Below are 23,610 nucleotides of genomic sequence, written 5' to 3'. Positions count from 1 at the left end.
GATTCCCTACGCACGCAGAGGAGTGAATTTTCCATTAATCTCCGAGATTTTTCTTGCTAATGCCTTGTCCTTCAAATCCTCCATCAATCCGCCAAACAGGCCGAACGCCATTAAAATCGGTGCCACTAAAGGCCCCAGCACAACACCGAGAAGCGGAATTGACGAGACCAGAAAGCCCGCAATAGCGCCAAATACCATGCCGAATGATGTATTCGGAAATTCGTCCAATATCCTGCATACATAGTCTATGATTTTTCTTCCTATCTTAACGATGTACTCGCCAGCCTTTATCGTGGCGCTTGAAAATGCATAGAGCAATGATTTTGCATCTGCCGATATATCCAGGTTATCGATTTGTTTCTTAATTTCAGTATCTGCTTTCCTAAATATCGACATTGATTCAATATATTCACGGTCGATTTCGTCAGAATCTACTTTGTATGTCTCACCCGTTTCCTGATTTACTCCCACTGCTATCATCCCTTCCCCTCCTTTACTTCTTCTTTGATATAAGCCATCAATTTAATTCATGCACTGATTTGATTACGCTTCATCAAGCCTGCGATATCCGGGATATCTGGGGTCAGAGTATATTTCTCGATTCGATCCATGTTTGGCCAAAGTTTTGTTTATGCTCTACTGGCTTCAATCCTGAAATCAGTGTCTCTGGCGCAATATCCTGCTCATGCGGCCAGGTGACCGCCCCAAGCACGATGCCGACTCTGGAAAAATACTCCTTATCCCTGAGTTCTCTGAACACTCCATGATCCAGATACGGCTTGAGGTCGAATATGTCCTTGCGACCGTCCTCCAACTCGACATAAATCTGGTGGTCGTCCAGTGGGCGTACTTTTGTGACATCCCAATGCATGATTACCTCACAATGGATCGATCTTGTAAGGCATCTCTCCTGTCGGAGATACTGGATCCCCGCCTGCGCGGGGATGACGGCGTTTTTGGTGTTGCAGCCAATAATCGCGACCGCGTGTAAAGGGGTTTCACTCACTCCAACTCGGTTTTCGCCACTGATTCAACGCCGGCGTTCACTCCGCTGCCAGCAGTCCCGCTACCCGTTCCAGATCAGCCTGCGTATCCACCCCATGCCCCGGCGTCTCCGGCGCTTCGGCGACATGGATACGTACACCGTGCCACAGCGCCCGCAGTTGTTCCAGCATTTCGCTGTTCTCGATAGGTGCGGGTTCCAGCTGTCGGTAGTGCTGCAGGAAACCGGCACGGTAGGCGTACATGCCGATGTGGCGCAGGTGCGGCACGCCCTTGGGCAGGGTCTTGCTGCCGGTGGCGAATTCGTCGCGGTCCCAGGGGATGGGGGCGCGGCTGAAATACAGGGCATAGCCTTTGTGGTCGCGCACCACTTTCACGATATGCGGGTCGAAGAAGTCCTCGGCGCAGTCGATGGGGGCGCACAGGGTGGCGATGTCGGCGTCGGGGTGGGCCTCTAGATCGTCGGCGACGGTGCGGATCAGGCTCGGTGGCATCAGGGGTTCGTCGCCCTGGAGGTTGACGATGATGGCGTCGGCGGGCCAGTCGCGGGTCTCGGCCACTTCGGCGATGCGGTCGGTGCCGGAGGGGTGGTCGGCGGCGGTCATGGCGACGCCGGCGCCGAAGGCTTCGGCGGCTTCGCGGATGCGGTCGTCGTCGGTGGCAACGATGACCTCCCCTGCCCCGCTCTCGCAAGCACGGCGGTAGACGTGTTCGAGCATAGGGCGCCCGACGATCTCCAGCAGCGGCTTGCCCGGCAGGCGGCTGGAGGCGTAGCGCGCCGGGATGACGACCTTGAAGCTCATGCCGTCTTCGGACCCTCAGGCACTTCCTCTTCCGGGCCGAGTTCGCGGGCTTCGTCGGCCAGCAGCACCGGGATGCCGTCGCGGATGGGATAGGCCAGGCGGTCGCCGCGGCAGATCAGTTCCTGTTCGGCCTTGAGGTAGACCAGGGGGGCCTTGCAGACGGGGCAGACGAGGATGTCGAGGAGTTTTTTGTCCATGGGTGTGTCCGGGGGTGGTTATTGCGTGGGGATAGTGTAACGCATTCAGGGGGTTCGTCTAAGGCGTTCAGATGGTTGTATAGAGCGCGGTTGTGTTGCCTCTCAACGTCATCCCGGCGTAGGCCGGGATCCAGATACCGCTGTTGTCACTGGATCCCCGCCTTCGCGGGGATGACGGGACTGAGGGAGCAGGCGTTGCAGGCGGGATTCCATGCGCGGGTCGAGTTCGGCCTGGATGGGGAGGTACCAGAGGTTGTCCCGGGCCAGGCGTTCGCATTTGACGGCGTCCTTTTCGGTCATGACGACCGGGGTGTGGGCGTCGGCGAAGTCGAAATCTGTCTCGCTGTAGGCGTGATGATCGCGGAAGCTGCGCTGTTTGCGGCAGTTGAGGCCCTGGCGTTCCAGCAGGCGGTAGAAGCGCTCGGGGTGGCCGATGCCGGCGACTGCATCTACTTGCCGGCCGCGGAGTTGGTCGGGATCGAGACGCTGCTCGTGGTCGTGCACATTGATCAGTTGCCCTGCGACATAGTGCATGCCGAACTCGCCGCGGCCGGGGGTGCCGTGGCAGACGATCAGATCCACTTCCTGCAGCCGCGAGCGGGGTTCGCGCAGCGGGCCGGCGGGCAGGCACAGGCCGTTGCCGTAGCGGCGGTCGCCGTCGACCACGGCGATCTCGATGTCGCGCGCCAGGGCGTAGTGCTGCAGGCCGTCGTCGCTGATCAGGATGTCGCAGTCGCTGTGCTGCAGCAGCGCGCGGGCGGCGGCGACGCGGTCCGGGCCGACGGCCATGGGGCAGCCGGTGCGCCGGGCCAGCAGCACGGGTTCGTCACCGACCGTGCGCGGGTCGCTGTCGGGGCGCACCTGCTGCGGCCAGTGGCGGGCCCTGCCGCCGTAGCCGCGGGCGATGATGCCGGGCCGGTAGCCCTGCTCACGCAGCCGGGCGGCGAGCCAGGCGATCAGCGGGGTCTTGCCGGTGCCGCCGGCGGTGATATTGCCGACCACGATCACCGGCACGCCCATCCGGTGAACGCGCCGCAGGCCCAGGCGGTAGACCTGGCGGCGCAACCATACCGCCGCGCAGTACAGCAGCGCCAGCGGGGTCAGCGCCAGCGCCAGGGGATGGCCTTCGTACCAGAGGCGGTTCCAGATCATGCGGGGGGAATGTCGCGGTCACTGAACTGCAGCCGGTACAGGCTGGCGTAGTGCCCCTCGCGCGCCAGCAGTTCCGCGTGGCGGCCGGCCTCCACCACCCGCCCCTGGTCCAGCACCAGGATGCAGTCGGCCCGCTCCACCGTGGACAGGCGATGGGCGATGACCAGGGTGGTGCGGCCCTGCATCAGCCGTTCCAGCGCGGCCTGGATGGCGCGTTCGGATTCACTGTCCAGGGCCGAGGTGGCCTCGTCCAGGATCAGGATCGGCGCGTCCTTGAGCAGGGCGCGGGCGATGGCGATGCGCTGGCGCTGGCCGCCGGAGAGCAGCAGGCCGTGTTCGCCCACCGGGGTGTCCAGGCCCTGCGGCAGTTCGCGGATGAAGTCCATGGCGCTGGCCAGTTCGGCGGCGCGTTCAATGGCCGCGCGCGGCGCGTCCTGGCACTGGCCGTAGGCGATGTTGCGGGCGACGGTGTCGTTGAACAGCACCACCTCCTGGCCGACCAGGGCGATCTGGCGGCGCAGGTCGGCCAGGCGGTAGTCGTGCAGATCGATGCCGTCGAGGCGGATGCGGCCGGACCCGGGTTCGTAGAAGCGCGGGATGAGGTTGGCGAGCGTGGACTTGCCGCTGCCGGAACGCCCGACTATGGCGACGGTCTGTCCCGGTTCGACGCTGAAGCTCACGTCCTCGAGCACCGGCGGCTGATCGGCGCCGTAGCGGAACCGCACCTGCTCGAATTCCAGCCGGCCCTGCGCCCGTTCGCAGGCTTTCGTTCCCGTATCCGTCTCCGGCGTCTCGTCGAGCAGGCCGAACAGGCTGGAGGCGGCGGCGATGCCGCGCTGCAGGCTGGCATTGACGCTGGTCAGGCGCTTGAGTGGCGGCATCAGCAGCATCATGGCGGTAATGAAGGAGACGAAGTCCCCGGCACTGATGTCGCCGGCGTCCGGATGCCGGGTGGCGAGCCAGATCACCAGGGCGAAGGTGATCGCGCCCAGCAGCTGCACCAGCTGCACGCTGAGCGTGCTGGTGGCGGTCATCTTCATCTGCAGGGAGCGGTTCTTCCGGTTCACGGCATCGAAGGCGGCCACCTCCACCGCCTCGCCGCCGAAGGCCTTGACCACGCGCTGGCCGGCCACGGCCTCCTCGGCCAGGTGGGTGACATCGCCCATGGAATCCTGGATGCGGCGGTTGACCTCGCGCAGCCGGCGGCTGACGCTGCGGATGAGCCAGGCCATCACCGGTCCGATGACCAGGAACAGCAGCGCCAGCCAGCCGTTGATGAGAAACATCCAGGCCAGCAGGAAGATCACGGTGAAGCTGTCGCGGATCAGGATGGTGACGGCGTTGGTGCTGGCCTGGGCGACCTGCTCGACGTGATAGATCAAACGGGCAACCAGATCCCCGGTGCTGTTGCGGTCATAGAAGGCCACCGGCAGGCGCACCAGCTTGCGGAACAGTTCGCCGCGCAGGGTCTCGATCACCCGCCGGCCGATCCAGTTCATGCCGTAGCTGGAGGCGAAGCCGGTCAGGCCGCGGAACACGAATAGCAGGATCAGCAGCAGCGGCACCAGCCGGATCATGTCGGGGTCGCGGGCGACGAAGCCCTCGTCCAGCATGGGCTTCATCAGGGCGGCGAACATGGCGTCGGTCGCGCCGTAGACCGCCATCACCAGGCTGGCGAGCAGGAACGGCTTCCAGTAGGGCCGGACATAGGCCAGCAGCCGCCGGTAGTCGGCCCAGGCCGAAGCCGCCATCACTGCCCGGCGTCGGTCTGCACGGTGGCCAGCGACACCTGCCTGATCTCGAGCTGACGGGCGATGTCCATCAGGGTGACGGCGTACTGCAGGGCGCTGTCACTGTCGGCGCGGATGATCATGGGCAGGTCGCGCTTGTCGCCGAGCAGTTCCTCGATGGCGCGCTTGATGGTCTCCGGCTTGTTGTTCACCACCTGCTGATCGTTGATGTAGATATCGCCGCTGCCCTTGATGGTGACCTCCAGCCGCTCGGGCGGGGCCTCGGCCGCCTCGGTGCTGGCCTCGGGCAGATCCACCTTGAGCTGGGCCTCGCGCTCGAAGGTGGTCGAGATCATGAAGAAGATCAGCAGCAGGAAGACGACGTCGATCAGCGGCGTGAGATTGACATCGGGCTCGGCCCGCTCGCGGGTGCGCAGCTTCATGCCGCCTCCCCGCCTTCGATGTCGGCCTCGCGCTCGCCCTGCATCACCTCGACCAGCTTCATGGATTCCTCCTCCATGCGCACCACCAGCATGTCGACCTTGCCGCGGAAGTAGCGATAGAACATCAGGCTGGGGATGGCCACGGTCAGGCCGGCGGCGGTGGTGATCAGCGCCTCGGAGATGCCGCCGGCGAGCACGCCGGGATCGCCCACGCCCTGGGTGGTGATGACCGAGAACACCTTGATCATGCCGATCACGGTGCCGAGCAGGCCCAGCAGCGGGGTGATGGCGGCGATGGTGCCCAGGCTGTTGAGGTAACGCTCCAGTTCCAGGGCGGCGTGGCGGCCGGTGTCCTGGATTGCCTCCAGCATGACGTCGCGGTCATGGTGGCGGTTGACCAGGCCGGCGGCCAGCACCCGGCCCATGGGTGAGCCGGTGCGCAGGGAATGGATATGGACATTGTCCAGCTGCTGGTCGCGGATCCAGGTCCAGACCTGGGCGACCAGGTGCCGCGGCACCACCCGGCGCATGCGCAGCATCCACAGGCGCTCGCCGATGATCGCCAGGGCGATGACCGAACAGGCGATAATGGGCAGCATCAGCCAGCCGCCGGCTTTGACCAGTTCCAGCACGTGGCATCCCTCGCAAGGTTTCCGTAAACCCGACGTATGATACGGGTTCGGGCCTGCTCATGCATCACTCTTGCCCCCTCCCCCCGGCCCCCTCCCGCTGAGGGGAGAAGGAAACCAATGCTGTCTCGCTCGGCCGTCTCCGAGACCTCCCCTTTTCCCTGGTGGGAGAGGGTCAGGGTGAGGGGGCTGGAGCACAACCCGGATCCGGCCGATGCCACAGGCGACGGGCGCGTTCGCGGTAACCTGGCGGCGCCGGTACCTCGCCCGCCGCGTCCAGATGCAGCTGCAGCGCGCCGCTGCAGCCGCTGATCGGCTGGCGTGCGCCCACTGCCGCATAGCGGGCGGTGACGTCGGGATGCGGAAAGCCGTACCGATTGCCGCGCCCGGCCGGATGGATCACCAGACCCGGCGCCACGTTCCGGACCAGAGCCGGCGTCGACGAGGTGCGGCTGCCGTGGTGCGGACTCACCAGCACCTCGGCCCGCAGGCTGGCAGCGTGCCGGCGCAGCAGCGCATATTCCGCTCCGGCCTCGATATCGCCCGGCAGCAGCAGTCGGGCGCCGGCCGCCGACTCGACCAGCAGCACGCAGGAGGCATCGTTGCGGTCGCGGCCGGCGTCGGCCGGATGCAGCAGGCGGAAGTCCACGCCATCCCAGTTCCAGGCCTGGCCGTCGCGGCAGGGCCTGGCCCGCGGGGCCGGCGCGGGCGGATCGCTGTAGAGTATCCGCACCGGATCGAAGGCGGCGATCAGCGCGGGCGCACCGCCGCTGTGATCGTTGTCGCCATGACTGACGATGAGGGCGTCGACATCCGTACGCCCCACCGTGCGCAGGAAGGGCGCGACCACGGCGGCACCGGTGTCCAGTCCGGAGGTGAAGCGGGGGCCGGTGTCGTAGACCAGCGTGTGGCTGCGGGTACGCACCACGACGGCCAGGCCCTGACCCACGTCCAGCACGTCCACCCAGGCCGTGCCCAGCGGCGGCCGCGGGGTCGGATACAGCAGCAGCGGCAGGAACAACAGCAGCAATGCCCACCTGTACCGGGGCTGCCCGCGCCAGAGCAGCAGACCGAGAATGCCGGCCAGGGCGGCGACCACTGCCCACATTGGCCGGGCCAGATGCAGGTCGGCCAGCGGCAGGGCCGCCAGCCGGGCCAGCAGCCATTCCAGGCCACTGTAGGCCAGCCCGGCCAGATCCCACAGGGCCTCGCCCAGCCCGGGCGCCAGCGCGAACAGCGCGACACCGAGCAGGGTCAGGGGCACCACCAGCAGACTGACCCAGGGAATGGCGATCAGGTTGGCCAGCGGGGAGAGCCAGGCGACGGTATGGAAGTTGAGGACGGTCAGCGGCATCAGCCCGAGACTGAGCAGCAGCTGGGCCTGGACCAGGCGCCGGAAACGCCCTGCGGGAGTGGCGGCCGGCCCGGCCTGGCGCAGGCGCAGATGGAACAGCACCAGCAGCAGCACCGCCCCGAACGACAGCCAGAACCCGCTGCCCAGCACCGCCAGCGGGTCGTGCAGCAGCACCAGGATCAGGGCCAGCCCGAGGGTGTTCAGCGGATGCAGCTGCCGCTGCAGCCAGAGGGCCGCACAGACCAGCCAGACCATGATCAGCGCCCGCTGGGTGGGGATGGAGAAACCGGCCAGGGCGGCATAGCCCAGGGCCCCGCTCATGGCCGCCAGCGTTGCGGCCCGGGGCGCGGCCAGCCGCCGCACCAGCGCCGGGCTGGCCGCCCAGAGCAGCCGGACCAGCCCGAAGCAGAGCCCGGCGACCAGCCCCACATGCAGCCCCGAAATGGCCATCAGGTGGCTGGTGCCGGTCAGCCGGTACAGTTCCCACTGCGCATCCGTCAGCCCGTGGCGGGCGCCCAGCGCCAGCGCCAGGACCACCGCCCCGCCCGGACGCGACCGCATCCGTTCCTCCAGGGCCGCGTGGACACCCTGACGCCAGGCCGCCGGCCGGTACCAGGCCGGTCCGCCCAGGCGTGCGCCGGCCTGATCCCGCACATAGCCGGTGGCGCCGATGCGCTGGCGGAACAGCCAGGCCTCGTAATCGAAGCCGCCGGGGTTGCGGAAACTCCAGGGGGCCTTCAGCCGCACCCGCAGTCGCCAGCGTTCCCCCACCCGCGGCAGTTGCTGCGGGTCGTACCAGCTCAAGCGCAGGCGCCGCGGGAACGCTATAGGGAGAGGCGCGTCTTCGCGTCCCTCGACGCGGAAGGGAAACCGCAGCACCCGCGGCCCGCGGGCCGGGATGTCATCGATCGTGCCGACCAGGATGATATCTTCGCCTTCGAGCGCCGGCGGCAGCTGGGACTGCAGTTGCACCGCTGCCTGCCACCAGAAGCCGGCCAGGCCGGCCAGGACGGCGGCCAGCTGGAACCGGCGTCGCACCAGGCTGAACAGCAGGAGTGCGCCGAGCGCCCAGCCCCACACCGGGTCGGGCAGACGGCTGAAGCACAGGGGCAGGCACAGGGTGCCGCCGAGAAAGGCGATGGCGTAGCGATACATGTTCGTCCCTGAACACGTTGCAAGGAATTATTGATGCGGCCGGCCTCCCTGCCGGTCGGGTGCAGAGGACATGCCCAGACACCTGATCAGAAAATATCTGCCGGACGCGGTCAAGCTGCGCGATCATCCGCAGCTGCGCCGCTTCGGCCACCGGCTGCATGACCCGAACCTGTGGCACCTGAACCGGCGCTCGATCTCGGGCGGCGTGGCGCTGGGCCTGTTCTGCGCCCTGCTGCCGATCCCCGGCCAGCTGCTGCTCGGTCCCCTGCTGGCGATCTGGCTGCGGGTCAATCTGCCGGCAACGGTGGTGCTGATCTTCACCACCAATCCGCTGACCATGCCGCCGGTATTCTATTCCACCTATCGGCTGGGTACCTGGCTGCTGGGCGAGCCGCCGGTGAAACTGGATTTCACCCTGACCTGGGACGCCCTGCACACCCTGGGCAGTGTGTGGCAACCGCTGCTGCTCGGCAGCCTGATCGCCGGCGTGCTGGCGGCGGCCCTGGGCTATGTCTGCGTGCGCTTGTTGTGGCGCCTGTATGTCATTCGCCGCTATCGGCGCAAAAAGATGCCGGTGCCGAGGGAACTCTCGTAGGATGGGTGAAGGCGCGGTGCGCCGCAACCCATCGTTTCACCGCGTCATGATGGGTTGCGCTGCGCTCCACCCATCCTACTCTCCCTCGTAACTGATCTTCCCGTCGACCAGTTCCACCACCCGGTCCATGCGCGCGGCCAGCGACGGGTCATGAGTGACGATCACGAAGCTGATGTCGAATTCCTGGTTCAGTTCCAGCATCAGGCTGTAGACCTCCTCGGCGGTGGCCCGGTCCAGGTTCCCGGTCGGCTCGTCGGCCAGCACGCAGCGCGGCCGCGTGACCAGCGCCCGGGCCAGCGCCGCGCGCTGACGCTCGCCGCCGGACAGTTCGCCCGGCTTGTGCCGCAGCCGCCCGCCCAGCCCGACCTGGGTCAGCAGCCGGGCGGCCTGGTCGCGCGCACTGTGTACCGGCTCGCCGCGGATCAACAGCGGCATGGCGACATTCTCCAGCGCACTGAACTCCGGCAGCAGATGATGGAACTGGTAGACGAAACCCAGCGCCCGGTTGCGCAGCAGGCCGCGGTCGCGGTCGCTCAGCGTGTTGATCGGCCGGCCGTCGACCCGGATCTCGCCGGCGCTGGGGATATCCAGTCCGCCGAGCAGATGCAGCAGCGTGCTCTTGCCGCTGCCCGAGGCGCCGACCACCGCCAGGCGTTCCCCCGGCGCCACCGTGAGATCCACCCCGCGCAGCACTTCCACCCGGTACTGCCCCTGGATGAAGGTCTTGCCCAGATTGCGGCACTCGACCACCGGCATGCCTGCGTCATTCATAGCGCAATGCCTCCGCCGGCTGGGTGCGCGAGGCCCGCCAGGCCGGATACAGGGTGGCGAGCAGGCTCAGCACGAAGGCCACTGAACTGATGCGCCAGACGTCGTTCCAGTTCAGATCCGAGGGCAGGTTGCTGATGTAGTAGACATCGGCCGGCAGGAACTCGACCTGGAACAGGCGCTCGATGGCCGGCACCAGGGTCTCCACGTTCAATGCCAGGGCGATGCCGCCGGCCATGCCCAGCAGGGTGCCGAAGATGCCGATGACCAGTCCCTGAATGGTGAACACCGCCATCACCGAGGCCGGGGTCGCGCCCAGGGTGCGCAGGATGGCGATGTCGGCCTGCTTGTCCGTGACCACCATCACCAGGGTGGAGACGATATTGAACGCCGCCACCGCGACGATCAGGGCCAGGATCACGAACATGACCCGCTTCTCGGTCTGGATGGCGCGGAAGAAGTTGTAATGCTCGCGGGTCCAGTCGGACAGCCGGTAGCGCACGGGCAGATCCCGGCTCAACTCGGCGACCACCCGCTTGACCTCGAACAGGTCGCGCAGCTGCAGCCGAAGCCCGCTGGCCTGGCCGTCGAGTCGGAACAGCCTCGCCGCATCCTGCATATGCACCAGGGCCACGCCGCGGTCGTATTCGTACATGCCCACCTCGAACAGGCCGACCACGGTGAAACGGCGCAGCCGCGGCAGCGCCCCGGCGACGGTGACGGTGGCCTGCGGACTGATGACGGTGACACGATCGCCCACCTGCACCCCCAGGCTGTAGGCCAGCTCGCTGCCCAGCACGATGCCGTACTCGCCGGCCCGCAGATCCCCGAGCCGGCCCAGCTTCATGTGTTCGCCCACGTCCGAGACCGCCCCCTCCCGGTCCGGGAGGATGCCGCGCAGCATGGCCCCGCTGACCCGCTCGTTCAACGCCAGCATGGCCTCGCCGCGGACAAAGGGCGCGGCACCGATCACCTCGGGATGCTGCGTTACCTGGCGCGCAATGCCTTCCCAGTCGTCGATGCCGCCGCCGGCGGTGCTGATGGTGGCGTGCGAGGCCATGCCCAGGATGCGGGTGCGCAATTCGTTCTCGAAGCCGTTCATCACCGACAGCACCGTGATCAGCGCGGTCACGCCCAGCGCGATGCCGAGGATGGAAACCAGCGAGATGAAGGAGATGAAGTGGTTGCGACGCTTGGCGCGGGTATAGCGCAGCCCGATGAAGATTTCGTAGGGGCGAAACATGCGCGGATTAAACCACACTTCCGTGTGATTGCGAATCGCGCGGGTGTTCAGGGCAGCGGACGGTCCCGCAGTTGCCGGCTCGGCGTGGGGTTATTTCTCCACCAGCCAGACCGTGGCGCGGCGGTTGCCGGCCGGATTACCGGGATCGGGCTGCCAGCGCTCGCCGTAGCCGCGCACCTCGATGCGGCTGGCGGGAATGCCGCGCCGGGTGAGGTAGTCGCGCACCGCGCGGGCACGCGCCAGGGAGATCCTCTCGTTGGCCATGGCCGTGCCGCTGCGGTCGCTGTGTCCGGCGACCACCACACGCGTGATGCCGCGGCCGGCCTTGTAACGCTGCACCGCCGGTTCCAGCGCGCGTCGGGCCAGATAGCCCAGGCGGGTCGAATTGCTGTCGAAGGTCACGCTGTATTCGCCGCTCGGCATGAAATCGAGTTGCATGATGCCGGCCAGGCAGCGCTGGAACGCCGGCAGGGCCTGGCGCAACCGCACCGCCGAGACCGTCACCGCCAGGGGTTCGGCCGAGGCCTGGACGGGCTGCCAGTCCAGCCGCGTGAAGTGCCCCTGCTCCAGTTCGTGCAGCAGGGTGCGCACCGTGGCGCCGCGCAGATCGAGTGGCTGCATGGTGCCGGTGACCGGCACCCGACCGATATCCCGGCCCTGGGCATGGTGCTGCCAGGGGGCGGGAGTCGAGCGGATGGTGACGGCGGTATAGTCGGTGACCGCCATCGGCACCTGCACCTGGAAGCGCAGCGGCTCGGCCCAGCGCTGGACGAAGCGGACCGAGCCGAAGCCCGGCACCTCATGGCTCAGTGCGCAGGCGCGTCCGTCAGCCTGCACCCGCCAGTCTGCGGTCTCGAAATCCGCCTGATAGTGTTGGGCAGGGATCTGCGCCGGGGCGGCCGGTATGCCCAGCCCCAGTCCCAGGGCGATAAACCAGCAATGGCGAATCCGGGAACGGCTCATGCCAGCTATGTCGGCACCAGCGGGCGGGACTTTACCGCCGCCCGCGGACCGGCATGCTGCCTGATTCGCATTCCACAGGGGCCGTGATATAGTTGCCGCCAAGCCTGCTTTGCAAGGAGATTCAACCATGTACCGGTTTTCGCCCCTGTTCGCCATCCTGGCCCTGACGCTGCTGGCCCTGCCCGCCCGGGCCGAGGTCCTGCTGATCAAGGCCGTCGAAGAGAGCGCCTCGGTGCAGACCCCGTCCCGGAGCAGTTCGATGGACAGCGTGCGCAGCCGGTTCGGGGCGCCGCGCGAGGCGCATGCCGCCATCGGCGAGCCGCCCATCACCCGCTGGGACTATCCGGATTTCACTGTCTATTTCGAGCACGACCGCGTCATCCACGCGGTGGTGCACCGCGACCAGCCCTGACCTCACCCTGCCCCGCATGACCCGTCCCTACCTCCCGCCCGAATGGGCCCCGCAGGATGCGGTCATGCTGACCTGGCCGCATTATCACGGCGACTGGGCCGCCCACATCGACCAGGTCGACGCCCTGTTCGCGCGTCTGGCCTGCGAGATCGCGCAGCGCGAGACCGCGCTGATCGCCTGCCATGACGATGACCACCGTGCCCACGTCGCCGATCTGCTGATGCACTCCTGCGCCGACCTCAACCGGGTCGAGCTCTATGTGGCCGCCTCCAACGACAGCTGGGCCCGTGACCACGGACCGATCACGGTGCAGCGTTCCGGCCGGCCGGTACTGCTGGACTTCAACTTCAACGGCTGGGGCGGCAAATACCCCGCCGAACTCGACAACCGCATCACCGCCCGCCTGGCCGAGGCCGGGGCCTTCGGCGCCACCCCGCGGGAACCGGTCGATCTGGTGCTCGAGGGCGGCAGCATCGAGGTCGACGGCGCCGGCAGCCTGCTGACGACGGTGTCCTGTCTGCTCAGCCCCGGACGCAATCCCGGACTGGACCGCTTCGAACTCGAACAGCGGCTGCGCGGGCACCTGGGTGTGGAGCGCATCCTGTGGCTGGAACACGGCGTACTGGAGGGCGACGACACCGACGGCCACATCGACACCCTCGCCCGCTTCTGCGACGAACACACCATCGCCCATGTGCAGTGCGAGGACCCGGCCGATCATCATTATGTGCCGCTGCAGGAGATGCAGCGCGAACTCGAGGCCCTCAGGCGGCCGGATGGCAAACCCTACACGCTCATTCCCCTGCCCCTGCCGGCGCCGATCCGGGACGACGAAGGCCGGCGCCTGCCCGCGACCTATGCCAATTTCCTGATTCTCAACCAGGCCGTGCTGGTGCCGGTGTACGGTGATCCGCAGGACGCGCTGGCATGCGAGCGTCTGGCCGCCGCCTTCCCCGACCGCGAGCTGGTCGCATTGGACTGCCGTCCCTTGATCCGCCAGTACGGCAGCCTGCATTGTGTCACCATGCAACTGCCGCGCGGGGTGCTGGGCGACGTGAAGGAACCGGTATGACACGGACCCTGACAGTGGGATTGGTGCAGCGCGGCTGCGGCGAAGACACCGCTGCCAACCTGGAAACCATGCTCGCGGGGGTACGCGAGGCCGCCGGGCGCGGGGCCAGGTTGGTGCTGCTGCAGGAATTGCACAACAGCCGCTACTTCTGCGTCACCGAGGAGACGCGCCACTTCGACCTGGCCGAACCCATTCCCGGCCCGAGCAGCGATCGGCTTGGCGCTGTGGCCGCCGAGCTCGGCGTGGTGATCGTCGCCTCCCTGTTCGAGCGCCGCGCCGCCGGCCTGTACCACAACACCGCGGTGGTGCTGGACGCCGACGGCCGGCTGGCGGGACGCTATCGCAAGATGCACATCCCGGACGATCCCGGCTATTACGAAAAGTTCTACTTCACCCCGGGCGATCTCGGCTTCACCCCCATCGACACCGCCGTCGGCCGGCTGGGGGTGCTGGTGTGCTGGGACCAGTGGTATCCCGAGGCCGCGCGCCTGATGGCCCTGGCCGGCGCCGAACTGCTGCTCTACCCCACCGCCATCGGCTGGGACCCGGACGACACCCCCGAGGAGCAACAGCGCCAGCGCGAGGCCTGGGAGACGGTCCAGCGCGCTCACGCCGTGGCCAACAATCTTCCGGTGCTGGCCTGCAACCGGGTCGGCTTCGAGCCCGACCCCTCCGGCCAGACCGCCGGCAGCCGGTTCTGGGGCGGCAGCTTCGTCGCCGGCCCCCAGGGCGAGATCCTGGCCCGCGCCGGCGGGGAGACCGAGACCCTGGTCGTCGACATCGACCTGGCCCGCAGCGAGCAGGTGCGCCGGCTCTGGCCCTATCTGCGCGATCGGCGCATCGATGCCTATGGAGATATGGTGAAGCGGTATCGGGATTGAGTTGGCGATGTTGACTGGGGTGTGGCGCTGGCAACGCGGAGGGCGCTAAGGCGCGGAGGCGCTAAGGAATATCAAGGCTAAAGACGCTTACATAAGGAAAAATATGACCCGTCATTGCGAGCGCAGCGTGGCAATCTCATGCGGCAATAGCAACCGATTGGAGATTGCCACGTCACTTCGTTCCTCGCAATGACGGTCCTTGCTTTTCCCCATCAGACTCTGCGCCTCCGTGTTTCCGCGTCCTCTGCGTTACACACCGCCTGGGCCTGAACTACTCAGCAACACTCCCGCACCACCTCGCACATCGCCCCGGTCAGGGTCGCCAGTTCGTCATCACTGATGATGTAGGGCGGCATCACATACACCAGGTTGCGGAAGGGGCGCACCCAGACCCCGCGCTGGACGAAGGCCTCGGGCAGCGTGTGCATGTCCACCGGATGGATCAGCTCCACCACCCCGATCGCGCCCAGCACCCGCACGTCGCGCACCTGTTCCAGTTCCCGGCAGGGGGAGAGACCGGTTTCCAGCGCGGACTCGATGCGGGCGATATTCGTCTTCCAATCCGATTCCAGCAGCAACTCCAGCGAGGCCTGCGCCACGCTGCAGGCCAGCGGGTTGGCCATGAAGGTCGGCCCGTGCATGAACACACCCGGATCATGTTCGCTGATGCCCTCGGCCACCCGCGCGTTGCACAGGGTCGCGGCCAGGGTCATGTAGCCGCCGGTCAGGGCCTTGCCCAGGCACAGGATATCGGGCACCACATCGGCATGGTGCATGGCGAACAACTCGCCGGTACGGCCGAAACCGGTGGCGATCTCATCGAAGATCAGCAGCACGTCGTGGGCATCGCACAGAGCGCGCGCCCGGCGCAGGAATTCGGGACAGTAGAAGCGCATGCCGCCCGCGCCCTGCACGATGGGTTCGAGGATCACCGCCGCGATCTCGTGGCTGGCGTGATCCAGATGCTGCCTGAGTTCGGCGAGCTGGGATTCGCGCCACTCCTCGTCATTGCGGCAGTCCGGCATGCGGGCGAACAGATGCTGCGGCAGCACACCGGTGAACAGATGGTGCATGCCGCCGACCGGATCGCATACCGACATGGCGCCGAAGGTGTCGCCGTGATAACCGGCGCGGATGGTGAGCAGCTTGTTGCGTTGGCTGTGACCCTGCGCGAACCAGTACTGCAGCGCCATCTTGATGGCGACCTCCACCGACACCGAGCCGGAGTCAGCGAAGAAGACGTATTGCAGCGGCTCCGGGGTGATATCGATCAGGGTGGCGCCCAGCCGCGCGGCCGGACGGTGGGTCAGGCCGCCGAACATGACATGGGCCACGGCATCCAGCTGATCGCGGACGGCGGCATTGAGCGCCGGGTGATTGTAGCCGTGGATGGCCGACCACCAGCTGGCCATGCCATCGATCAGTTCGCGGCCGTCCTCAAGCCGGATGCGGGAACCGCTGGCGCCGCTCACCGGGTAGGCGGTGATCGGCTGCGTGAGCGAACTGTAGGGGTGCCAGAGGTGCTCGCGGTCGAAGCGCCGCCAGTCCTGCTCGAAGGCCGCGCTGGCCGGGCCGGGGCAGTGGATGCTCATGATATCGCTGGCCTGGTGTCGAAATTTCCCGTTGACGAGTAGGATGGGTGAAGGCGCACGGCGCCGTAACCCATCACCCGGCCGGCGGACGGCGATGGGTTACGCTGTGCTACACCCATCCTACTCACTGGCCTGGTGTCGAAATTTTCCGTTAGTATACAGCCCACAAAAGCAACAACAATCCCGGCAATCTCACAGGACCGCGCCCCATGATCCTCATCCTCGAACCCAACACCGATCCCGACTCCGATGCCTACCGGCAGCTGATGAACTTTCTCGAGCAGCTGCCCAACATCCAGACCCGCACGCACCGGGTGGTGGGCGCCGAGCAAACGCTGACCGAGATCTATCTCATCGGCAACACCAGCGTCCTCGCGGTCGATGAGATGTCCACCCTGCCGACGGTGGAACGGGTGGTGCGCATCTCTGAGGAGTATCGTATCATCGGTCGCCATCACGACAACGAGCGTTCGCTGGAATTCACCTACAAGGGCGTGACCTTCAGCCAGCACGAGCTGCATGTCTTCGCCGGACTGTGCGCCGTCGATACGCCGAAGCACGTCGAGATGATGATGCAGGCGCTGCAGGAGCACGGCCAGGTCTGCACCCGCATGGGCGCCTACAAGCCGCGCACCAGTCCCTACGCCTTCCAGGGCCACGGCAAGAGCTGTCTGCCCTATGTGTTCGAGCTGGCCGGCAAGTACGGCATCCGTGTCATCGCCATGGAGGTCACCCATGAAAACCATGTCCGCGAGATCCACGAGGCCCTGGATCAGACCGGGCACCCGACCGGCGTGATGCTGCAGATCGGCACCCGCAACACCCAGAACTTCGAACTGCTCAAAGCGGTCGGTCGCCAGTCCGAGATGCCGGTACTGCTCAAGCGCGGCTTCGGCATCACCCTGGAGGAATCGCTCAACGCGGCCGAGTATCTTGCCAGCGAGGGCAACAGCCGGATCGTGTTCGGCCTGCGCGGCATGAAGACCAACATGGGCGATCCGCACCGCAACTTTGTCGACTTCGCCCACGTGCCGGTGGTCAAACGTCTCAGCCGCCTGCCTGTGTGCATCGATCCCTCCCATTCCGTCGGCAGCCGCGACCGCGCGCCCGACCGGCTGCTCGATGCCATGCACGTCACCGCCCAGGGCGTGATCGCCGGGGCCAACATGGTGCTGGTGGATTTCCACCCGGTGCCGGAAAAGGCCCTGGTCGACGGCCCCCAGGCGCTGCGCCTGGATGAGTTGGCACTCTTCCTGCAAGACGTTCAGATAGCCCGCGAGGCTTATTTGAACCGAGTGGCACTGATGCGGGAGCATACGGCCGAACCCTGACCGTCCCGCCTCGGAATGAATGCCACCATGGAGGAGAGTCTGAGATGCCTTACTGGAGCATTATCCTGCTGGCGCTGATCACGGCCCACCCTGCCCTGGCGGCAGAGGACGCCGATGGCGATGACGGCAACGGCGGAACCGAGGAACCCGTCATTCCCGAAGATCCCGATTGCTGACGCGGTCAACCGTATCCATCCGTGCACCGGCAGGTGCGCAATCGAACCACCAACGCATAACACACCAGAGAGGAGAGACGCGATGAATCGCATCCGTACCACTGTATCGAGCATCCTGCTGGGCCTGTGCCTGAGCGCACCGGCCCTGGCCGCCGATGACGAGCTTGCCGTCAAGATCACGCCCGATCTTCCCAGCGTGACCGTGACCCATCAGGGCAAGAAGGTCACCATCATGCGCAATCAGAACGAGAAGAACACGGTCGATCCGGCCTTTTCCAAGACCTCGCGCAAGTGCCCGCCCTTCTGCATTCAGCCGATGCAACTGGCGCCGGGCGTAGAGACCATCGCCGAGACCGAGATGCTGGACTACCTGCAGCGCAAGGAGAACGGCGACGACAGCATCCTGGTCATCGATTCACGCACGCCGGACTGGATCGAGCGCGGCACCATCCCCGGCTCGGTCAATATCCCCTGGACCCAGCTCAATGCCAGCCGCTCCGATCCCTTCACCATCGAGGATATCCTGGAAAACCAGTTCGGCGCGCGCAAGCAGGAAGGCCTGTGGGACTTCAGCAATGTGAAGACGCTGGTGATGTTCTGCAACGGCATGTGGTGCGGCCAGTCCCCGAACAACATCCAGTCCCTGCTCAAGTTCGGCTACCCGGCGCACAAGATCAAGTGGTATCGCGGCGGCATGCAGAACTGGGAGATCCTGGGTCTGACCACCGTCGGGGGCAAGGCCAAGTAACCCCGGCGTTGCCGGAGTTCCTCACGGAGCGGCCAGTGGCCGCTCTTTTTATTTTTTGCGCCCGCACCTGTCGGTGTCTGACAGCGGCTGCCGGATGACGGCAGAGGCTGACAGGATGTCAGCGTCGGCCACTGCCGATCAGGGTGCTGGATGGCTGATATCGAGCTTGAGCTTGCTGATGTAGCGATACAGGGTGCGTTCGCTCACGCCCAGCAGCCCGGCGGCCCGGGCGCGGTGGCCGTTGGCTCGATCCAGGGCCGACATCACGTCCTGCGCGCTGAGCCGGCCACTGCGCCGCGAGAGCAGCGTGTCGGTACGGTGTGAGGGCACCTGGGTGTCGATGGGCGTCTGGGTATCCTCGAACACGATGTGCTCGGGCCGGATCATGTCGTCGGCGGCCAGGATGGCGGCCCGCTCGATGATATTGCGCAGTTCGCGCACATTGCCCGGATAATCATGATCCAGCAGTGCCTCGATCACCTCTGCGGACAACGGCAGGTGCCGGTCCGCCCCTTCCATGCCGGCGAGGAAGTGCTCGGCCAGCTGCGGGATGTCGTCCTTGCGTTCACGCAGGGTCGGGACATAGACCGGGAAGGCGGACAGACGATAATACAGATCCTGGCGGAACTCGCCGGCAGCGACCATGCGCTGAAGATCGCGGTTGGTGGCGGTGATGATGCGCACGTCCACATCGATGTAGTCGGTACCCCCGATACGCCGGATCTGCCCGCTTTCCAGTACCCGCAGAAGTTTGGTCTGCAGGGGCAGCGGCAGTTCGCCCACCTCGTCGATGAACAGGGTACCGCCGTTGGCGGCCTCGAACAGCCCCTTCTTGCGCTGGGCCGCGCCGGTGAAGGCGCCCTTCTCGTATCCGAACAACTCACTCTCGATCAGGCTCTCGCCCAGCGCCCCGCAATCCACCACGATGAAGGCGCCGTTGGCGCGACGGGAATAATGGTGGATGTACTTGGCCACCTCCTCCTTGCCCACCCCGCTTTCGCCCAGCAGCAGCGCCGTGGTCTGGGTGGGGGCGACCCGCTGCAGCAGACTGGTCATGCGCAGCAGCGGCCTTGAACGGCCGACCAGCAGGGTATCGGTGGTCGCATCCGGTGCCGCAACCGGGAAAATGGTTTCGCCGATATAGCGCACCCGGCCGTCGTCATCCAGCAGGGGGCTGGCATGCAGCTGGACGTATTCCTCGCGTCCGTTGCCATCATAGTGGATGTGCATGACCTGGGTTGCCTGGCGCCGATTGAAGACTTCCTCCAGCGGGCAGTGCTCGCCATGGTGGCTGCAGGGCTCATCGGAATGGTGTGAGACCTGGTGACACTTGCGACCGACTATCTGGTCGGACTCGACACCGTAGCGCTCGCGGTAGCTTCGATTGGCCGCGACGATATTGAAATCGCCATCGATGACCACGAAGGGGTTCGGCATGATATCGATGATCTGCTCACAGCTGGGACGGATTCGGTTTGACATGGGGCTTCCCGTATCAAGTCAGAATTGTTCATGACAGTGTCGTCCAATGACAGCAAAAGTCACGTTCGGATACAATCCTCCGAATATGACATGTTATGACACTCAGGCCGCGAAGGCGGCCATGAGTGCGTCTTCCTTCCTATTTGAGCTTGGCGATGCCTATCGCCTTCAGCACGTACTTCTCGTACACCGGCTCGGTTGAGCCGCGCTTCATCTTGGACAGAAAGTATTTTTCGAAGGCGACCTTGGCGTAGTGCACCCATTTGCCCTTCTTCATCCAGGAGACGTTGCGCGGCGGGATCTGCGGCATGGCCACGAAGGCCACGCCGGTATCGCCCATGTCGGCCAGGCAGATGGCGTTCCAGGTCGCCTCCCGGTCCACGGGCTTGCTCTCCAGGTCATTCTTTATGTTGTGCGCCACGGCCGTGACCATGGACTCGATCATGTAGCCGGTCTTGGGTGTGCCGGTCGGCACCGGCGTGGCTTCCACCGGTGGGATGGCGATGCATACGCCCACGGAATAGATGTTGTGCCATTTGGGGTTGCGCTGGTACTCGTCGACCTTGACGAAGCCGCGCGGGTTGACCAGTTCCTCGCCCAGGGCGGCAACGGCATCCACGCCCTTGAAGGCCGGAAGCATCATGGAATAGTTGAACGGCAGTTCGTGCTGCTTGATCACCTCGCCATCGTCATTGTGTTCGGAGACGTACATCTTTCCGGCTTCGATCCGGTCGACCTTGGCGTTGGTGATCCAGTTGATATGACGCTGGCGCAGCTCGGATTCCATCATGCCCTTGGAATCGCCCACCCCGCCCAGGCCGAGATGGCCGATGTAGGGCTCTGAGGTCACGAAAGTCATGGGGACCTTGTCGCGCAGTTTACGGTTGCGCAGATCCGCGTCCATGATGAAGGCGAATTCATAGGCCGGCCCGAAACAGGAAGCACCCTGTACCGCGCCGACCACGATCGGCCCCGGTTCATGCACGAATTTCTGCCAGCCGCCATAGGCCTTCTCCGCGTGCCCGACGGTGCAGACCGACTCGGTAAAGCCATCCGGCCCCAATCCCTCGATCTCGTCGAAGGCCAGTTTGGGACCGGTGGCGATCACCAGGTAGTCGTAGTCGATGGCCTGGCCGTCGGTCAGGACCAGCTTGTTGTCGTCCGGCTTGATCTCGCTGACCGCGACCGGGATGAAATCGATACCCTTGTTCTCCAGCCTGGGCTTGATGTCGAAGCTGATGTCGGCACGGCTGCGCCAGCCCACGGCCACCCAGGGATTGGAGGGTACGAAATGAAAATCCGGCGTGGCGTTGATGACGGTCACCCTGTGGTCGCTGCCCAGGGCTTCCTTGATCTCGTAGGCGGCGGGCATGCCGCCGGTGCTGGCGCCGATGATGACAATATGTGCCATTACTGTTCTCCTGCAATGTGAATGCATTCTGTCAGACAGGATAGAGCAGAATCTATGCCAGGGAAGCGGAACTGCCTGTCAGGCGTGTCATGACGCTGCAAAGCTTGATTTGAATCAAGATTGGGTCGGTATTGCCGGTGGAAGACAGGGGATGACCCGCAGGCAGGGACCGGGCCGGATCAGTAATTGCGCCGTCGATCCAGCGCCATCAGCAGCGGCGGCAGCAGCAGGAAATCGGCCAGCAGTGCCAGCAGGATGGTCATGGCACTGAGCATACCCATCCCGGCGTTGACCTCGAAGGCGGACTGCGCCAGCACCAGAAAGCCGGCCGCCAGTATCAGCGTGGTCATCCACAGCGCCGTACCGACCGTGTGGAAGGCATAGCGCACGGCGTGCTCGCTGGACAGGTGCTGTTCGCGCCGCGCCCGCAGATACTTGCTCAGAAAATGCACCGTATCGTCCACCACGATGCCCAGCGTCATGCCGGTGACCACCGACAGCGCCAGCCCCACCTGCCCGACCAGCAGCCCCCACAGGCCGAAGGCCATGGCCGCCGGGACCAGGTTGGGGATCAGGCTGATCAGGCCGATGCGCAGCGAACGCAGCGCCAGGATCAGGATCATAGAGATCAGCACCAGGGCCAGCGTGGTGCCGCCCAGCATGCTCTGGATATTGCGCTTGCCGATATGCGCGAACATCACCGTGGGACTGGCCCCCTCCGTTACCTGTTCCGGGGCGTGCTCCTGCAGCCAGGCCTGGGCCCGCGCCTCGAGCGCCAGCAGATCGTTGGACGACATTGACTCCACGGTCACGGTCAGCCGCGTGGACGACTTGTCGACGTTGATCTGGTTGTTCAGATCCAGTCCGTAGGGCAGTGACATCTCGTAGAGCAGCAGATACTGGGCCGCCAGCTCGCGCTCCCGTGGCAGACGGTACCAATCCGGATCGTCGCCATGCAGGTTCATATTCAAGCGCTTCATGATTTCGGTATAGGTATTGACGTGCATCACCTGCGGTTGCTGCCGGTACCAGTCGGCGAAGGCCTCGACCCGACTCAGGAAACCCGGATCGGCGATGCCGCCCGGCTCGCCCGCCGGCAGCGAATACTCGATGGTGTACATGCCGGTGAGATGCTCGACAGCGAAATCGGTGTGGGCGCGGAACTCGATGGACGGATCGAAATACTTGACGAATTCGTCATTGAGTTCATTTCTGGGAATGAAGGCGATCAGCAGCAGGATCAGAGCGCTCATGCCCCACAGCAGCGGGCGCTTGCGGCGGATACAGAACTCGGCCAGCCGGTCCATCGCCACGCGCCGGGTCTCAGGCTGCGGACGTACCCGCAGCGGCAGCACCAGCATCAGTGCGGGCAGCAGGAAGATCGAGGCCACAAAGGCCGCGCCCATGCCCATGGCAACGATGTTGCCCAGATCCCGGAACGGCGGCGCATCCGAGAAATTCATGCTGAGAAAGCCGATCGCGGTGGTCAGACTGGTCAGGAAGATAGGCTGGATGTTGATGCGCAGACTCTCCAGCATGGCCTGACGGCGGGCGTGACCCAGTCGCATGTTGTGCAGGAAATTGACCAGCACGTGCACGCAGTTCGCCAGGGCCAGGGTCATGATGATCTGCGGCGCAAAGGCCGATGGCGGCGACAGGGTGATGCCAAGCCAGCCGGCCATGCCCATGGCGGTGAGGATCGACAGGCCGATAGCGACGAAGGTGGCAAGGCTGGCGGTAAGTGAACGCAGCAACAGCAGCAGGATCACGAAGATCAACGCGAACATGGCCGGCACCAGGGTCGCCATATCGTGCCGCGTCTCCTCGGAGAAGGCGTTGTTCATCATCACCATGCCGGTGGTGTAGACCTCGATGCCGGGGTAGCGCGCCTGGAAGCGCTCGACCAGGTCCCGGGCGTGCGCGACCGCCTCGGGGGTTTCCTCGGTCAGGTTTTCGCCCGGCAGCTGCAGCACCACGTTCACGCCGGTAACCTCGGCATCGGGGGCGATCAGACGGTTGACCAGCAGCGGTTCACTCAGGGCGACTCGGCGGATGCGCTCGATCTCTGCCGGGTCCAGATCGGCGGCGTTGCTGACCAGGTTTTCCACCACCAGATCGTCGGCCTCGGCGTAGGTGTGCTGGAAATTGCTGATGGAGTCGACCCGCAGTGAATAGGGGATCTGCCAGGCCTGCTCGGTCAGCCACTCGACCGCGGCCAGGGTGTCGCGGGTGAATACCTCACTGTCTTCGGGCGCCAGCACGAACAGGATGTTGTCGTTCTGGGTGTAGGTGTCCTGCAGCCGCTCGAAGGCGAGCAGCTGGGGATTTTCCTTGCTGAAGAAGATCTGATAGTCGTTGGTGAAGTGCAGTTTCCCCGCACCTGCACCGGCCAGCAGCGTCAGCACAAGCAGCAGCGGGATCAGCAGCCAGCGCAGACGCAGGATCCGTTCGGCCAGTCGGGTAATCATCCG

At 65.4% G+C, this 23,610-nt stretch carries 23 protein-coding genes; 7 read left to right on the top strand and 16 right to left on the bottom strand.

Annotated elements, in window-relative coordinates; translation table 11 throughout:
* Positions 1–6: 6 nt before the first annotated feature.
* The 9 genes from CFK21_RS08845 to CFK21_RS08805 form a co-directional block, all read right to left on the bottom strand.
* Entirely contained in the window at positions 7–480 is a 474-nt protein-coding gene (locus CFK21_RS08845; RefSeq protein WP_096366319.1) for a hypothetical protein, read from the bottom strand.
* Positions 481–583: 103 nt separating this feature from the next.
* A complete protein-coding gene (locus CFK21_RS08840; RefSeq protein ID WP_231971485.1) occupies positions 584–1,006 on the bottom strand; it encodes a DUF2442 domain-containing protein in 423 nt (140 codons plus the stop codon).
* Positions 1,007–1,043: 37 nt separating this feature from the next.
* Positions 1,044–1,805: a 3-deoxy-manno-octulosonate cytidylyltransferase gene (kdsB, locus tag CFK21_RS08835; protein ID WP_096366318.1), complete on the bottom strand. Its 762-nt coding sequence runs from the start codon at positions 1,803–1,805 to the stop codon at positions 1,044–1,046.
* The gene (locus tag CFK21_RS08830; RefSeq protein WP_096366317.1) at positions 1,802–2,002 is read right to left on the bottom strand and encodes a Trm112 family protein; all 201 of its coding nucleotides are present in this window, start codon (positions 2,000–2,002) and stop codon (positions 1,802–1,804) included. The genes kdsB and CFK21_RS08830 overlap by 4 nt, the downstream gene beginning before the upstream one ends.
* Before the next feature lie 108 nt (positions 2,003–2,110).
* Complete coding sequence (lpxK, locus tag CFK21_RS08825) at positions 2,111–3,154, bottom strand: tetraacyldisaccharide 4'-kinase (RefSeq protein WP_096366316.1); 1,044 nt, start codon at positions 3,152–3,154, stop codon at positions 2,111–2,113.
* A complete protein-coding gene (gene msbA, locus CFK21_RS08820; protein WP_096366315.1) occupies positions 3,151–4,905 on the bottom strand; it encodes a lipid A export permease/ATP-binding protein MsbA in 1,755 nt (584 codons plus the stop codon). Before msbA ends, lpxK begins: the two co-directional genes overlap by 4 nt.
* Positions 4,905–5,327 (bottom strand): ExbD/TolR family protein, encoded by a 423-nt coding sequence (locus tag CFK21_RS08815; RefSeq protein ID WP_096366314.1) that lies wholly within the window; start codon positions 5,325–5,327, stop codon positions 4,905–4,907. Before CFK21_RS08815 ends, msbA begins: the two co-directional genes overlap by 1 nt.
* Positions 5,324–5,959, bottom strand: a complete 636-nt coding sequence (locus tag CFK21_RS08810; RefSeq protein WP_172844281.1) for a MotA/TolQ/ExbB proton channel family protein — start codon at positions 5,957–5,959, stop codon at positions 5,324–5,326. Before CFK21_RS08810 ends, CFK21_RS08815 begins: the two co-directional genes overlap by 4 nt.
* A gap of 172 nt (positions 5,960–6,131) precedes the next feature.
* Entirely contained in the window at positions 6,132–8,465 is a 2,334-nt protein-coding gene (locus CFK21_RS08805) for a DNA internalization-related competence protein ComEC/Rec2 (protein ID WP_096366313.1), read from the bottom strand.
* Positions 8,466–8,535: 70 nt separating this feature from the next.
* Here CFK21_RS08805 and CFK21_RS08800 point away from each other — a divergent pair, with 70 nt between their 5' ends.
* Positions 8,536–9,060, top strand: a complete 525-nt coding sequence (locus tag CFK21_RS08800) for a DUF2062 domain-containing protein (RefSeq protein ID WP_096366312.1) — start codon at positions 8,536–8,538, stop codon at positions 9,058–9,060.
* 75 nt (positions 9,061–9,135) lie between these two features.
* Here the strand turns inward: CFK21_RS08800 and lolD are convergent, their stop codons facing one another.
* From lolD to CFK21_RS08785, 3 genes are all read right to left on the bottom strand, one after another.
* A complete protein-coding gene (gene lolD, locus CFK21_RS08795) occupies positions 9,136–9,831 on the bottom strand; it encodes a lipoprotein-releasing ABC transporter ATP-binding protein LolD (protein ID WP_096366311.1) in 696 nt (231 codons plus the stop codon).
* Positions 9,824–11,071 carry a lipoprotein-releasing ABC transporter permease subunit gene (locus CFK21_RS08790; protein WP_096366310.1) on the bottom strand — a complete coding sequence of 416 codons (1,248 nt, stop codon included), beginning with the start codon at positions 11,069–11,071 and terminating at the stop codon, positions 9,824–9,826. The genes lolD and CFK21_RS08790 overlap by 8 nt, the downstream gene beginning before the upstream one ends.
* A gap of 90 nt (positions 11,072–11,161) precedes the next feature.
* A complete protein-coding gene (locus CFK21_RS08785; protein ID WP_157745553.1) occupies positions 11,162–12,034 on the bottom strand; it encodes a MotY family protein in 873 nt (290 codons plus the stop codon).
* Positions 12,035–12,161: 127 nt separating this feature from the next.
* On the opposite strand from CFK21_RS08785, the gene CFK21_RS08780 reads away from it, so the two are divergent.
* From CFK21_RS08780 to CFK21_RS08770, 3 genes are all read left to right on the top strand, one after another.
* Positions 12,162–12,446 carry a hypothetical protein gene (locus tag CFK21_RS08780; protein ID WP_096366308.1) on the top strand — a complete coding sequence of 95 codons (285 nt, stop codon included), beginning with the start codon at positions 12,162–12,164 and terminating at the stop codon, positions 12,444–12,446.
* Positions 12,447–12,510: 64 nt separating this feature from the next.
* Positions 12,511–13,518, top strand: a complete 1,008-nt coding sequence (locus tag CFK21_RS08775) for an agmatine deiminase family protein (RefSeq protein ID WP_369801195.1) — start codon at positions 12,511–12,513, stop codon at positions 13,516–13,518.
* The gene (locus CFK21_RS08770) at positions 13,515–14,399 is read left to right on the top strand and encodes a carbon-nitrogen hydrolase (protein WP_096366306.1); all 885 of its coding nucleotides are present in this window, start codon (positions 13,515–13,517) and stop codon (positions 14,397–14,399) included. The genes CFK21_RS08775 and CFK21_RS08770 overlap by 4 nt, the downstream gene beginning before the upstream one ends.
* Positions 14,400–14,674: 275 nt before the next feature.
* Here CFK21_RS08770 and bioA read toward each other — a convergent pair whose 3' ends face one another.
* Positions 14,675–15,991 carry an adenosylmethionine--8-amino-7-oxononanoate transaminase gene (gene bioA, locus CFK21_RS08765; protein ID WP_096366305.1) on the bottom strand — a complete coding sequence of 439 codons (1,317 nt, stop codon included), beginning with the start codon at positions 15,989–15,991 and terminating at the stop codon, positions 14,675–14,677.
* Positions 15,992–16,200: 209 nt separating this feature from the next.
* Between bioA and CFK21_RS08760 the strand changes: the two genes are divergently transcribed.
* From CFK21_RS08760 to CFK21_RS08755, 3 genes are all read left to right on the top strand, one after another.
* A complete protein-coding gene (locus CFK21_RS08760) occupies positions 16,201–17,322 on the top strand; it encodes a 3-deoxy-7-phosphoheptulonate synthase (RefSeq protein WP_096366304.1) in 1,122 nt (373 codons plus the stop codon).
* Positions 17,323–17,366: 44 nt separating this feature from the next.
* On the top strand, positions 17,367–17,498 hold the full coding sequence (locus CFK21_RS15570) for a hypothetical protein (protein ID WP_255405007.1): 132 nt from the start codon (positions 17,367–17,369) through the stop codon (positions 17,496–17,498).
* An 82-nt stretch (positions 17,499–17,580) separates the two neighbouring features.
* Positions 17,581–18,246 (top strand): rhodanese-like domain-containing protein, encoded by a 666-nt coding sequence (locus CFK21_RS08755; RefSeq protein WP_096366303.1) that lies wholly within the window; start codon positions 17,581–17,583, stop codon positions 18,244–18,246.
* Between the two features lie 138 nt (positions 18,247–18,384).
* Here the strand turns inward: CFK21_RS08755 and CFK21_RS08750 are convergent, their stop codons facing one another.
* The 3 genes from CFK21_RS08750 to CFK21_RS08740 form a co-directional block, all read right to left on the bottom strand.
* On the bottom strand, positions 18,385–19,728 hold the full coding sequence (locus CFK21_RS08750; protein ID WP_096366302.1) for a sigma-54 interaction domain-containing protein: 1,344 nt from the start codon (positions 19,726–19,728) through the stop codon (positions 18,385–18,387).
* Positions 19,729–19,867: 139 nt separating this feature from the next.
* On the bottom strand, positions 19,868–21,139 hold the full coding sequence (locus CFK21_RS08745) for an NAD(P)/FAD-dependent oxidoreductase (RefSeq protein WP_096366301.1): 1,272 nt from the start codon (positions 21,137–21,139) through the stop codon (positions 19,868–19,870).
* A 179-nt stretch (positions 21,140–21,318) separates the two neighbouring features.
* Positions 21,319–23,607 (bottom strand): efflux RND transporter permease subunit, encoded by a 2,289-nt coding sequence (locus CFK21_RS08740; protein WP_096366300.1) that lies wholly within the window; start codon positions 23,605–23,607, stop codon positions 21,319–21,321.
* Between the last annotated feature and the right edge of the window lie 3 nt (positions 23,608–23,610).

The sequence above is a fragment of the Thiohalobacter thiocyanaticus genome (assembly GCF_002356355.1).
GTDB lineage: Bacteria > Pseudomonadota > Gammaproteobacteria > Thiohalobacterales > Thiohalobacteraceae > Thiohalobacter > Thiohalobacter thiocyanaticus_A.
This window is presented reverse-complemented; position numbering and strand designations above follow the sequence as displayed.

What these genes read in the sequence shown, in the direction of transcription:
- CFK21_RS08845 (WP_096366319.1), bottom strand. Translation starts at nt 480, where the DNA reads ATGATAGCAGTGGGAGTAAATCAGGAAACGGGTGAGACATACAAAGTA.
- kdsB (WP_096366318.1), bottom strand. Translation starts at nt 1,805, where the DNA reads ATGAGCTTCAAGGTCGTCATCCCGGCGCGCTACGCCTCCAGCCGCCTG.
- CFK21_RS08830 (WP_096366317.1), bottom strand. Translation starts at nt 2,002, where the DNA reads ATGGACAAAAAACTCCTCGACATCCTCGTCTGCCCCGTCTGCAAGGCC.
- lpxK (WP_096366316.1), bottom strand. Translation starts at nt 3,154, where the DNA reads ATGATCTGGAACCGCCTCTGGTACGAAGGCCATCCCCTGGCGCTGGCG.
- msbA (WP_096366315.1), bottom strand. Translation starts at nt 4,905, where the DNA reads ATGGCGGCTTCGGCCTGGGCCGACTACCGGCGGCTGCTGGCCTATGTC.
- CFK21_RS08815 (WP_096366314.1), bottom strand. Translation starts at nt 5,327, where the DNA reads ATGAAGCTGCGCACCCGCGAGCGGGCCGAGCCCGATGTCAATCTCACG.
- CFK21_RS08805 (WP_096366313.1), bottom strand. Translation starts at nt 8,465, where the DNA reads ATGTATCGCTACGCCATCGCCTTTCTCGGCGGCACCCTGTGCCTGCCC.
- CFK21_RS08800 (WP_096366312.1), top strand. Translation starts at nt 8,536, where the DNA reads ATGCCCAGACACCTGATCAGAAAATATCTGCCGGACGCGGTCAAGCTG.
- lolD (WP_096366311.1), bottom strand. Translation starts at nt 9,831, where the DNA reads ATGAATGACGCAGGCATGCCGGTGGTCGAGTGCCGCAATCTGGGCAAG.
- CFK21_RS08790 (WP_096366310.1), bottom strand. Translation starts at nt 11,071, where the DNA reads ATGTTTCGCCCCTACGAAATCTTCATCGGGCTGCGCTATACCCGCGCC.
- CFK21_RS08785 (WP_157745553.1), bottom strand. Translation starts at nt 12,034, where the DNA reads ATGAGCCGTTCCCGGATTCGCCATTGCTGGTTTATCGCCCTGGGACTG.
- CFK21_RS08780 (WP_096366308.1), top strand. Translation starts at nt 12,162, where the DNA reads ATGTACCGGTTTTCGCCCCTGTTCGCCATCCTGGCCCTGACGCTGCTG.
- CFK21_RS08775 (WP_369801195.1), top strand. Translation starts at nt 12,511, where the DNA reads ATGCTGACCTGGCCGCATTATCACGGCGACTGGGCCGCCCACATCGAC.
- CFK21_RS08770 (WP_096366306.1), top strand. Translation starts at nt 13,515, where the DNA reads ATGACACGGACCCTGACAGTGGGATTGGTGCAGCGCGGCTGCGGCGAA.
- bioA (WP_096366305.1), bottom strand. Translation starts at nt 15,991, where the DNA reads ATGAGCATCCACTGCCCCGGCCCGGCCAGCGCGGCCTTCGAGCAGGAC.
- CFK21_RS08760 (WP_096366304.1), top strand. Translation starts at nt 16,201, where the DNA reads ATGATCCTCATCCTCGAACCCAACACCGATCCCGACTCCGATGCCTAC.
- CFK21_RS15570 (WP_255405007.1), top strand. Translation starts at nt 17,367, where the DNA reads ATGCCTTACTGGAGCATTATCCTGCTGGCGCTGATCACGGCCCACCCT.
- CFK21_RS08755 (WP_096366303.1), top strand. Translation starts at nt 17,581, where the DNA reads ATGAATCGCATCCGTACCACTGTATCGAGCATCCTGCTGGGCCTGTGC.
- CFK21_RS08750 (WP_096366302.1), bottom strand. Translation starts at nt 19,728, where the DNA reads ATGTCAAACCGAATCCGTCCCAGCTGTGAGCAGATCATCGATATCATG.
- CFK21_RS08745 (WP_096366301.1), bottom strand. Translation starts at nt 21,139, where the DNA reads ATGGCACATATTGTCATCATCGGCGCCAGCACCGGCGGCATGCCCGCC.
- CFK21_RS08740 (WP_096366300.1), bottom strand. Translation starts at nt 23,607, where the DNA reads ATGATTACCCGACTGGCCGAACGGATCCTGCGTCTGCGCTGGCTGCTG.